Raw genomic sequence first — 12,105 nt, 5'->3', positions numbered from 1 at the left:
TCTTGTCGGCACCCTTGGAGCACTAACAACATCAACAGAAGAACAACGAAAACTGTGCGCATTATAAAATGGATTGCGGCATGTGCTTTGGTATCTTGTGTATCAGCACATGCAAAACAGGTAGCTATCGTCATCGACGATATTGGTTATCAACGTAACGACTTGTCGGCTTTGAACATTCAAGGCCAACTGACTTTTTCTATTCTCCCATTTACTCCTTATGCTCAGCGCTTTGCGGCACAAGCAAAGGCAAAGAATAAAGAAATCATGCTTCACGCCCCGATGCAGGCTTTGGACGACAAAACTCTTGGGCCTGGTGCGCTCACCATGGACATGCAAAAGGATGACTTTCAAACCATGTTGCGAGACGCTGTGGACAGTTTGCCCAATATCAAAGGGGTAAATAACCACATGGGATCGTTGCTAACACAACAAAATGCGCCCATGAGCTGGACCATGGAAGTACTCAAAGAGCATGATTTATACTTCCTAGACAGTAAAACGACGCCCAAATCTAAAGCGCAGACCATTGCGAGCTTGTATGGTGTAGACAACGTCGCTCGTCACGTGTTTCTCGATAACATAACGACCGAAAAACAAATGCGCTTTCGTTTCGATCAACTCAAGCGAATTGCCCAGCGATACGACTATGCGGTTGCAATTGCTCACCCCTACCCTGAAACATTTGAATTTTTACAACACTCACTTGCTGAACTTGAACAAGAAGGCATCCAACTTGTGCCTTTGTCAGAGTTGGTTGAGGCGCGCACTTTACGCTTAGCACAAGCAAAAACGACCACATTAAATGGTGAGTAGATTCCTATTTCCTGCTGAGTGTGCCCACAAATAAAAAAACCCGCTTTTAAGCGGGTTTTTTTATCGTCTCAATAATGCAGATTAGAACTGGCTATTTGCCGCTTCAACTACATTTTCAACAGTAAAGCCGAACATCTTAAATAGCTCGTCTGCTGGCGCTGATTCACCGAAAGTGGTCATGCCAATTACTTTACCGGTCAAACCTACATACTTGTACCAGAAGTCAGCAATACCTGCTTCTACTGCTACGCGACGCGTTACACCTGCTGGAAGCACTGATTCTTTGTACTGCGCATCCTGAGCGTCGAACAAATCTGTTGATGGCATTGAAACCACACGTACTTGCTTACCTTGCGCACGAAGTTCTGCCGCAGCATCGACCACGAGTTGCACTTCTGAGCCCGTAGCGATGAGGATCACTTCAGGGTTACCGTCACAACTCAACACGTAACCGCCTTTTTTAACGTTCGCAAGTTGTTCTGCTGTACGCGCTTGTTGCGCAAGACCTTGGCGAGTAAACACTAATGATGTAGGACCACCTTTGCGCTCAATCGCTTGTTGCCATGCAATCGCCGACTCTACTTGGTCGCATGGACGCCAGTTCACTAAGTTTGGCGTGTAACGTAAGCTTGCCATTTGCTCTACAGGCTGGTGCGTTGGACCGTCCTCACCCAAGCCGATTGAATCGTGTGTGTACACGAAGATACTTGGTGTTTTCATCAATGCGGCCATACGTACCGCGTTACGCGCGTATTCCATGAACATAAGGAAAGTAGCGCCGTAAGGGATGAAGCCTTTGTGCAGTGCAATACCGTTCATGATTGCCGACATACCGAACTCACGCACACCGTAGAATACGTAGTTACCCGATGCATCTTCACTGGTTAGGCCTTTAGAACCGCTCCAAAGCGTCAAGTTTGAACCAGCAAGGTCAGCTGAGCCGCCCATGAATTCTGGCAACATAGGACCAAATGCATTCAATGCATTTTGTGATGCTTTACGTGTTGCTGGGTTATCTGGGTTTGCCTGTAGTTGCTCAATGTATGCTTGTGACTTTTCGGCCCAATCAGCAGGTAATTCACCTTTTTGGCGACGCTCAAACTCAGCAGCAAGTTCTGGGTGCGCCGCTTTATATGCAGCGAACTTTTCGTTCCAGTTTTGCTCGTGTTGTTGACCTGCTTCTTTTGCGTCCCACTCGCTGTAAACGTCTTGTGGAATAACAAATGGTGCATGATCCCAACCTAGGAATTCGCGCGCAGCTTTGATTTCGTCATCACCTAGTGGTGCACCATGACAGTCATGGCTACCCGATTTGTTTGGCGAACCGTAACCAATCACTGTTTTACAACAGATCAGCGTTGGCTTCTCTGAATTTGCACGGCCTTCTTCGATTGCAGCGCGGATAGCATCACTGTCGTGACCATCAACACCACGCACTACATGCCAGCCATATGCTTCGAAACGCGCAGGCGTATCGTCGCTGAACCAACCTTCTACTTCACCATCAATTGAGATGCCGTTGTCATCCCAAAATGCGATGAGCTTACCTAGACCCAAGGTACCAGCTAATGAACAGGCTTCGTGAGAGATACCTTCCATTAAACAGCCGTCACCTAGGAAGGTGTAGGTATAGTGATCAACAATGTCATGTCCAGCGCGGTTAAATTGAGCGCCAAGCGCTTTTTCTGCGATAGCCATACCTACCGCGTTAGTGATCCCCTGACCAAGCGGGCCCGTAGTGGTTTCAACGCCTGGTGCGTAACCATATTCAGGGTGACCTGGGGTTTTTGAATGTAGTTGACGGAAGTTTTTAATTTCGTCCATCGGTAGGTCATAGCCGCTTAAATGTAAAAGCGAATAAATCAGCATTGAACCATGGCCATTTGACAGGATAAATCGGTCGCGGTCAGCCCAATCTGGATTGGTTGGGTTGTGCTTTAAATAGTCACGCCATAGGACTTCGGCGATATCAGCCATACCCATAGGGGCACCTGGGTGACCTGATTTAGCTTGTTGAACCGCGTCCATAGACAAGACGCGAATGGCGTTTGCAAGTTCTTTGCGTGATGGCATGAATTCTCCTACCTTTAATGTGTTTGCGCTGGAAGCTCCGCACTTGCTCATGCTAGCGAACGTGCGAAGGATAAGATAAAGGCCCATTCTTACTTATTCACAGGCCCCCTGCAATTAAAACTTGTGGCCAATATAGGTGACTTTAAAATTACTCATATTAATTGGCTATAAGACTGAAAATGAGTAATTTGGACGTCTAGGCGTAAAATAGCTAGGCAAGGTGCGATCATTTAGCTAGAATACGCGCCTTATTTTTATGCAGCGCTGCACCCTAATTGGTGACGTGTATGGGAAGCGCGAGACTTGTGAGAAAAACCAATGGCAAAACATTTATTTACTTCTGAGTCAGTGTCTGAGGGACACCCGGATAAAATCGCTGACCAAATTTCAGATGCGGTACTAGATGCTATTTTGGAGCAAGACCCGCACGCCCGTGTAGCGTGTGAAACATACGTTAAAACAGGCATGGTAATGGTTGGTGGTGAAATCACCACTAGCGCTTGGGTTGATATCGAAGAACTAACTCGTAAAACAGTTCGTGAAATCGGTTACACACACTCAGACATGGGTTTCGATGCTGATTCATGTGCGATCCTAAATACGATTGGTAAACAGTCTCCAGACATCAACCAAGGTGTTGACCGTGCGCGCCCTGAAGACCAAGGTGCGGGTGACCAAGGTCTAATGTTTGGTTACGCGTGTAACGAAACAGACGTATTAATGCCTGCGCCTATCACGTATTCACACCGCCTTGTACAGCGCCAAGCGCAAGTACGTAAGAGCGGCGAGTTACCTTGGCTTCGTCCAGACGCTAAGTCTCAGGTAACATTTGCATACGAAAATGGTCAACCTGTGGGTATCGATGCGGTAGTACTATCGACTCAGCACTGTGACACTATTTCTCAGGACGATCTTGTTGAAGCGGTGATGGAAACTATCATCAAGCCAACACTTCCTGCTGAACTAATCACTTCTGCGACTAAGTTCTTCATTAACCCAACTGGCCGTTTCGTTATCGGTGGGCCAATGGGTGACTGTGGTCTAACTGGTCGTAAGATTATCGTTGATACATACGGCGGTATGGCTCGTCACGGTGGTGGTGCATTCTCAGGTAAAGATCCATCAAAAGTTGACCGTTCAGCAGCATACGCAGCACGTTACGTTGCGAAGAACATCGTAGCAGCTGGTCTTAGCTGATCGTTGTGAAATTCAAGTTTCTTACGCAATCGGTGTTGCTGAGCCTACATCTATTAGCGTTGAAACATTCGGCACAGGTAAACTAGACGAAGCACGTTTAATCGAGCTAATCCGCAAGCACTTCGACCTACGTCCTTACGGTCTAATCCAGATGCTTGACCTTGAGCGTCCTATTTACCAGCCGTCTGCGGCATACGGTCACTTTGGTCGTGAAGAATTCCCTTGGGAAGCGACAGACAAAGTTGAAGCACTTCGTGCGGACGCTGGCCTGTAATAGCCAAGTAAATACAAGAAAAGCGCTCATTGAGCGCTTTTTTTATGCCTTTATTTTATGCGGGTTGGTATTAATCACTGCTTTGGCTAAAGTCCTGGCACTGGCCCGTTGTTAACGGCATGGGGCTCATAACCTGAGTATTAGCCAACCGCGCGCGCAAGTTACTCAAGGTCCGATACACGCTTTTAAGCGACACTTTATTGCTTATCCAGTTGGGGATCGCCCCCGCGGGATCGGCTTCAACCTCGTACTCGAGCAACAATCCAGTTGGTTGCTCGCTGATAAGCCAAGATGCCTGCAAGTCTTCAATCCGCACGCGGCCTTTGGGAACTTCTGAGTCAGATTGAACCGCTTTAATTATCAATTTCGTTTGCGCCTCATTGAGCCTTTCATAACACGAAAGGCTGTACAGCTCCCTATCAGCGACTGGCCAAGGGGAATTGAGCAGTGTAAATACATGGGAATGATGAGGTTGTGGACTGGCCAATAAGCGCACTTGTTTAACACCTTCAAGCCAATCAGGCGCATGCTCAGTATCATGTAATAGGCTAACAAATTGTGCCGCGTTGGCATTAGCTATCAATACCTTCGCTTTGATGGCGTATCGTCCTTGTTCATTTTTAGCAAAGGATACGTTTAATTGGTCTTGGGCTTTCCAAGTACGCCAAGTCGGCTGCGCTGCAACCGACTGAGGTAGAACGACTAGAGCAACACTAATCGCGCCAATAAGGCTGGGTATTGCGCGTGGCATCACGACTTTGTTCCATAGCACTGAGCAAATATTCCGTTTTTTGCGACAGCCACGCTTGGATTTTTTCCAGCTCTTCACTGTCTTTACCTTGGCATAGTTGCTCAAGATAATGCAGGGTGAACAATTCGAACGTTCCGTGCACGATATCCAACCATGGTGCGCGGAAGTTCAAACGTGCCTCTTCGTTGAACAACGCTCCCAAACAGCAACCACTCAATAGATTACGTTCAAGTCTTTGTTTTAAATTTAAATATTCATGTGCTGAGAGCGGCTCTTCATTTTCCACTAAAGCGCGCATTTCATGCCAATCAGCTTCTAACAACTGCGCAGCAATGTCATGAATATTGCGCTCTGCAGCTTGAAATTGGGACTGCCCCCAAGATTGACGCCAACCGCGCTCTGTTAACCAGATAGTTAAATCAAGGAGTAGTAAATTGTAGCGTTTGCTGGTAAAGATCTGCTGCACGTCTTCAATCGTCGGTTGCACATCTTTTAAGTCATCAATTACGTGTGCCAAATCGGGGGCGGCATTGATTTTCTTATAATACGCGTGTTTTTTAGAGGTAAAAGTCTTCAATTGAATAGCAGTTTCTACCCAACTCAACTCATTCAATAACCACTTAAGCTCAGTACGCAAACGCTCTGTCGCTTGCTTTTCAACAATATCTTTGAACAACCACAAACTGTGGCGAATCAGGCTTACCCCATCGGTGATCCGCTTCAGTGTCTTTAATGTGGGTTTTTGGTAGTAACACTGCTCGTGTTTTTGCACAAAGGTAATGCCGTGATTAAGGCACTTTTCCAGTGCTCGCTCTTGGCTATCTTCATTGGTCAATGCAACCATTTCGATTTCTTTACTGGCACTAAGAGGTGTGTCATCTGCCAAGCGATACCCACGGGCAGCTTTGGAATACAAGCCCATGCGCAGCGGTAAATTTTCGATGAGCTTTTCGGCCAATAAAAACAGTTCGCTGCGCTCACCTTTTATTAACTCAATTTCAAGTTCACAAATAGGCTCCACGCTCGAGTTGGCCGCTACTTCACCTTTATCAAGCACAACCTCGATTAAAGTACCTGATTGCGTTTCCACCAACCAAGTTCGGCGAATAAAATTAGTGCTGAACAATGGATACAGGTTTTCGGCAATCGCCTCAACTTGCACACCATGAGGCCAAATACTGGCGTCAAACTCACTCAACTCGGGGCGGTTGCCTTCTATAGGCAAATTGAACTCTGGACGTTGATGCAGACCGCCAACGTTATCTCCAGCGAGTTTAATTGTTTGCTCGCACACACCATCACAGCAACGCGTGCGCAAACCGATGTCGAGCGCTCTAAGCTCACGACTCGGGGTATCAAAATACGCGTTTTGGAGATTGCGTGAAGGTTTGTTGGTAACGGTTTTGGCAAACTGTGTGATCAGTGCTGGGATTGACGGGATGACCGCCTCAGATACTAAAAATTTGAGCTCTATCTCAGTGTCCATGCGTTCGAAAAGACCAATGGAATTGACAAGAGGACAACATAAACAAAGCCGAATACGAATGCAAACTTTTTGCGTATTCTTCCAGTGCTATTAACCGCTTATTGACAGTGCTGGGTTACAAAATCGCCCTTGCCATTGTCGTCTCCAGCCAATACTATGCCTCAATAAACATCTTATTTACGTAGACAAGGTTTAGTTGAATGCTAAAACACCTGTTTGTTGCACTCGTATTCGTAACAAGTGCATTTTTTACCAAGGCCGTGAGTGCCGAACAGAGTACTGCTTACATCAGTGACGAACTTTATATTTTCATGCACTCAGGTGCTGGTAAAAATTATCGTATTTTGGGCTCTATCAATGCGGGAACAGAAATCACATTGGTAACCGGCACAGAAACGAATGGTTTTTATGAAATCGTTGACGACAAAGAACGCCAAGGTTGGGTTGAGGCGCAGTACATCAACCAAGACCAAAGTTTGCGAATCAAATTCGAGCAACTTGGTGAAGAACTTGCCAACACACAGCAAACATTGCGCGATGCGCAAAGCCAGATTCCAGAATTGCAGAACCTCAACAGCAGTTTGCAGGATCAAAACCAACAACTGCAAGAACAGCTAGCAACCGCGATTTCAGAGCGCGATGCAATCCAAAATAAACAACAAAGCTTGCGTTCAAAGAGAAGCGTCAATTATTGACGTACGGCGGTGCAATTGCTTTTATCGGTCTGTTTTTGGGTATTATTCTGACAATCTTCTTATCGCGTAGAAAACGCTACGACGGTTGGGCGTAAGCAGAGCTTACCAAGTACAAAATGCATTGAGTGAAAAGAGCGCTTCGGCGCTCTTTTTTTTATCTTGGATGGGGTGAATTTAATAAACGGGACTGTAAGCTACAAATCAATGCGCAGACCTGTGTCTTCTTTTACTTTTTCAATCACCATGTAAGTGTGATGAGTGCCTACTCCCGGAATATCAACAAGATCACCGAGCACCTGACGATATTCATTCATATCACTCACTCGCACTTTCAATAAGTAGTCATAGCCACCCGCGACCATATCGCATTCAACGACTTGCGGGGTTTTGACAATGTGCTCTTTAAAGGTTTTAAACACCGAGGTGTTAGATGTGACCAAAGAGACCTGAACATGAGCAAGCAAGCTTTGATTGAGCTTCTGTTCAGAGAGTTTTGCGAAGTAGCCTTCAATAAAACCATCCGCTTCTAAACGTTTTACCCTATCTAAGCAGGGACTCGGGCTCAGGTTAACTTGCTTGGCCAGATTGACATTAGAGATCCGACCATTTTTTTGCAGGGCATCTAAGATGGCTAAATCGATTCTATCGAGAGTGCGAGATTTGGCTGTAAGCGACATAACAGAATTTTATACGGGCATGCTGCGAATATACCCTGTAAATTATCGTAATTCCCAAAATTAAACCAGCATATTCTGCGGTATTTTCTTTAGAATGCCCGCGAATGTGTATTCATTAAGAGTGCAATCTTAACCGCATACAAATATATCCATGTAGGGAAAAATCTACACTCTCGCAGTTAGAACCTACAATGTAGTAATTGTCGTAACCGAGGCCCCACCATCTCACCTTTTGGTGCTGGGTACAGTTGCTATGTTTAGACTCCGTTATTTTGAGGGTTGCTTATGTTATTTGAAGGCAATTTGATTACAGAATGCCCTGTCCGCCAGAAGATCCGTGATTTCTACCGTATCGATGAGAACGAAGTAATCGATCATATTCTTCCGTTGGCAGAAGTAGGCGTTACGGCACGAAGCCGCGCTTGGGAGCGCGCACGTCAAATGGTATTAAATATCCGTAAAGACCAAGATGGTCAAAGCGGTGTTGACGCGCTGTTAAACGAATTCTCGCTATCAAGCGAAGAAGGCGTGGTGTTAATGTGTCTGGCTGAGGCGCTGCTTCGCGTGCCTGATAAAGCAACACAAGAACAACTTATTCGCGACAAACTAGCTAAAGGTGACTGGAGTTCACACTTGGGTGCGAGCGACTCACTGTTTGTAAATGCTTCTTCTTGGGGCTTGCTCGTAACCGGTAAAATGGTTAACTACAGTGACAAAAACAAAGAAGACCAATTCGGTCTGCTAAAGCGCACCGTGGGTCGTTTAGGTGAGCCTGTTATTCGTAAATCTGTGAACTTCGCGATGAAGATCATGGGTAAGCAATTTGTAATGGGTCAAACGATTAACGAAGCAATCGAACGCGCTGCTGAAGCAGAAAGCAAAGGCTACGTTTACTCTTACGATATGCTAGGTGAAGGCGCGCGCACAATGCGTGATGCTGAACGTTACTACAACAGCTATGTGATGGCGATTCATGCCATCGGTAAAGCGGCAAATGGCCGTGGCCCAGTTAAGAGCCCAGGTATTTCTGTTAAGTTGTCAGCAATTCATCCACGTTATGAATTTTCACACCGTGACCGCGTAATGGCAGAAATTGTACCAAAACTCAAAGAGCTTGCGCTGCTTGCAAAGCAATATGACATTGGCCTTACGGTGGATGCGGAAGAAGCTGACCGTCTTGATATCTCATTAGACATCATTGAAGCAGTATTCAGCGACGCAGAACTAGGTGATTGGCAAGGGTTCGGTTTAGCCGTTCAAGCATACCAAAAGCGCGCTATCTTTGTGATTGAGTGGTTAACCAACCTAGCTCGTAGCGTTGGCCGTAAACTCATGGTGCGTTTGGTTAAAGGTGCTTATTGGGATACTGAAATCAAAACCACACAACAAGATGGCCTAAACCACTTCCCTGTATTCACACGTAAAGCAACGACTGACGTGTCTTACAAAGCCTGTGCAATTAAGATGATGGAAGCGCGTGATGCACTTTATCCTCAATTTGCAACGCACAATGCGTATACTGCTGCGACCATTCTTGAAGTTGCCAAAGGTGATAACGAAGGCTTTGAATTTCAGCGTCTACACGGCATGGGTGAATCGCTTTTTGACCAAGTCGTTACGCAAGAAAAGATTCAGTGTCGCGTGTACGCACCTGTTGGTCAACACGAAGATCTACTTGCTTACCTTGTGCGTCGTCTACTAGAAAACGGTGCTAACTCATCATTCGTTAACGCGATTGTTGATACAACTAAGCCGGTAGAAGAATTACTGCCTGACCCTGTAGAAACTCTGCAAGGTTTGCGTAACAAGTACAACAAGCAAATCAAGTTACCTATCGAGCTTTACGGTGATGAACGTCCGAACTCTAAAGGCATGGACCTAACTGATATTAACGTGATCACACCGTTAAAAGAAAATATGGATACATGGTTCGCTGAACACCTCATTTCAGAGGACCAAGTTGCTGAAGGTAATCTTGCGGTACGTAACCCTGCGAACCACAAAGAGATCATTGGCCAACACCGTCTTCACTCTGGTGAGGAAATGCAAACTCTGCTAGCCAACGCAGAGAAAGAGTTTATCTCTTGGTCAGCAACGCCTGTTAAAGAGCGTGCCGATCTATTGCGCCGTGTAGCGGACATCCTTGAGCGTCACCATGACGAACTGGTTGCACTGTGTGTTAAAGAAGCCGGTAAAATCACTCAAGACGGTATTGATGAAGTACGTGAAGCGGTAGATTTCTGTCGTTATTATGCGGCTCGCGCTGAAGAGTTATCGAAAGACGAACGTTTTGAAGCGCGCGGTGTAGTACTGTGTATCAGCCCGTGGAACTTCCCACTGGCCATCTTCCTAGGTCAGGTTGTAGCAGCGATTGTGACAGGTAACACTGTAATCGCTAAACCAGCAGAGCAAACAAGCCTTATCGCGCTGCGCGCCATTGAGCTTATGCAATCTGTTGGTCTACCAAAGAATGTTGTGCAGGCAGTTGTCGCTCGTGGTAGCGAGGTAGGTCAACACATAGTTCCTGATGAGCGTATTCAAGCGGTAATGTTCACCGGTTCTACCGAAACAGGCACACTGATCTCACAAACGCTTTCGGCACGAAATGACATGCAGGTACCTTTGATTGCTGAAACAGGTGGTCAAAACTGTATGATCGTTGACTCAACTGCACTTCCTGAGCAAGTGGTTGATGATGTGGTTAAGTCTGGTTTCCAAAGTGCGGGTCAACGTTGTTCTGCATTGCGCGTATTGTTCTTACAAGACGATGTAGCAGATGGCATTATCGCTATGCTTAAAGGTGCGATGGCAGAGCTGCATATTGGCGATCCTGCTTACCTTTCTACGGATATCGGCCCAGTAATCGATGAAAAAGCGCTAAACGCATTGAATGCGCACGTGGAATACCTAAAAGGTAACGCAACGCTGCATTACCAATGTGATATCCCTGATAACAGCGAAAATGGTGCTTACTTCTTCGCGCCACGTTTGTACGAAATCAAAGATTTGTCGGTACTTAAGCGCGAAGTATTTGGCCCTGTTGTACACATTGTTCGCTTTAAAGCCAATGAGCTAGACAACGTAATCGACCAAATCAATGGGACAGGTTACGGCCTAACCATGGGTGTTCACTCTCGTATTGAAGAGCGTTGTGAATACGTAGCACGTCAATCACGCGCAGGTAATGTCTACGTTAACCGTAACATGATCGGTGCGATTGTTGGTGTGCAACCGTTTGGTGGTCGAGGCCTTTCTGGTACAGGTCCTAAAGCGGGTGGTCCAAACTACTTGCTTCGTCTTGTGAAAGAAAAAGCATCTCCAGATAACGTCCAGATGACTAACTTACCTGCTGACGAAGCTGATCAACACCATTACACCGGTGCTGCTGAAAAAGTAGAAGAGCTGATGGTTGCGTCAATGCGCGATGAGAAAATCTGGCGTGCGACAGCGTTGAACGACCGAGTTTCTGCAATGCGTCAGTTACTTGCAAAAATAGCAACCGTTGAAATTATCGACGAGCTAGCTGATGACTTAGCACAAACGCTAAGCGACGCACGCGCACAGCTTAATCGCATTGAAAAGCGCATGAAGCAACCAACAATCCTGCCAGGACCAACAGGTGAATCAAATATCCTGTACCTCGAGCCGCGCGGTTGTGTAGTGTGCTACGCGGATAAGAGCACGTCGTTTAACTTCTGGGCAATTTCGATTATCACAGCACTTGCTGCGGGTAACACAGTAATCACTGTTGCTTCTGAATTGTTCTACGAGGAAGCGCTGGCGTTCCGTGATAAATTCATCGCTACAGGTGTTGCTGAAGGCGTACTGCAAGTTGCTAAGCCAAATCAGCTACAAGCAATCTTGGCACACCCGCACCTAGCAGGTGCCGTGGTCGCAGCGCGTTCATCACGTTTAGGTTACTTTGCCCAGCAACTTGCCAACCGTAAAGGTGCAATTTTGCCGGTTATCACCTCTGAGTATTACGATACATTAATCAATCGTCTACTTACGGAGAAGACCATCAGCGTTGATACGACGGCATCGGGAGGTAACACCTCACTGATGACGCTCGTTGAAGATGATGAATAAATTGTAAGCTATTGAATTAAAAGGCGCCGTTAGGCGCCTTTTTTATT

Annotated in this window: 7 protein-coding genes and 1 pseudogene; 4 read left to right on the top strand and 4 right to left on the bottom strand. The window is 46.3% G+C overall.

Features of this window, described 5'->3' with window-relative positions; all coding sequences use genetic code 11:
• Positions 1-54: 54 nt before the first annotated feature.
• On the top strand, positions 55-816 hold the full coding sequence (locus tag ACH19P_RS04690) for a divergent polysaccharide deacetylase family protein (RefSeq protein WP_462157353.1): 762 nt from the start codon (positions 55-57) through the stop codon (positions 814-816).
• An 81-nt stretch (positions 817-897) separates the two neighbouring features.
• On the opposite strand, the gene tkt is transcribed toward ACH19P_RS04690, so the two are convergent.
• Complete coding sequence (gene tkt, locus ACH19P_RS04685) at positions 898-2,889, bottom strand: transketolase (protein ID WP_462157351.1); 1,992 nt, start codon at positions 2,887-2,889, stop codon at positions 898-900.
• Between the two features lie 318 nt (positions 2,890-3,207).
• Between tkt and metK the strand changes: the two are divergent.
• A pseudogene (gene metK / locus ACH19P_RS04680) lies at positions 3,208-4,360 on the top strand (methionine adenosyltransferase).
• A 70-nt stretch (positions 4,361-4,430) separates the two neighbouring features.
• Here metK and ACH19P_RS04675 read toward each other — a convergent pair.
• Together ACH19P_RS04675 and ACH19P_RS04670 are read right to left on the bottom strand one after the other, a co-directional pair.
• Complete coding sequence (locus tag ACH19P_RS04675; RefSeq protein ID WP_462159310.1) at positions 4,431-5,111, bottom strand: START domain-containing protein; 681 nt, start codon at positions 5,109-5,111, stop codon at positions 4,431-4,433.
• A complete protein-coding gene (locus ACH19P_RS04670; protein WP_462157349.1) occupies positions 5,074-6,597 on the bottom strand; it encodes a CYTH and CHAD domain-containing protein in 1,524 nt (507 codons plus the stop codon). The genes ACH19P_RS04675 and ACH19P_RS04670 overlap by 38 nt, the downstream gene beginning before the upstream one ends.
• Before the next feature lie 200 nt (positions 6,598-6,797).
• Here ACH19P_RS04670 and ACH19P_RS04665 point away from each other — a divergent pair, with 200 nt between their 5' ends.
• Entirely contained in the window at positions 6,798-7,292 is a 495-nt protein-coding gene (locus ACH19P_RS04665) for a TIGR04211 family SH3 domain-containing protein (RefSeq protein ID WP_462157347.1), read from the top strand.
• Positions 7,293-7,486: 194 nt separating this feature from the next.
• Here ACH19P_RS04665 and ACH19P_RS04660 read toward each other — a convergent pair whose 3' ends face one another.
• On the bottom strand, positions 7,487-7,969 hold the full coding sequence (locus ACH19P_RS04660; protein ID WP_462157345.1) for a winged helix-turn-helix transcriptional regulator: 483 nt from the start codon (positions 7,967-7,969) through the stop codon (positions 7,487-7,489).
• 285 nt (positions 7,970-8,254) lie between these two features.
• Between ACH19P_RS04660 and putA the strand changes: the two genes are divergently transcribed.
• Positions 8,255-12,058: a bifunctional proline dehydrogenase/L-glutamate gamma-semialdehyde dehydrogenase PutA gene (putA, locus tag ACH19P_RS04655; protein ID WP_462157344.1), complete on the top strand. Its 3,804-nt coding sequence runs from the start codon at positions 8,255-8,257 to the stop codon at positions 12,056-12,058.
• The last annotated feature ends 47 nt before the right edge of the window (positions 12,059-12,105 follow it).

It is taken from the genome of Pseudoalteromonas sp. GB56, from assembly GCF_054923835.1.
Note: the sequence above shows the minus strand (reverse complement) of the source record. Positions and strands in the feature narration are given on the sequence as shown.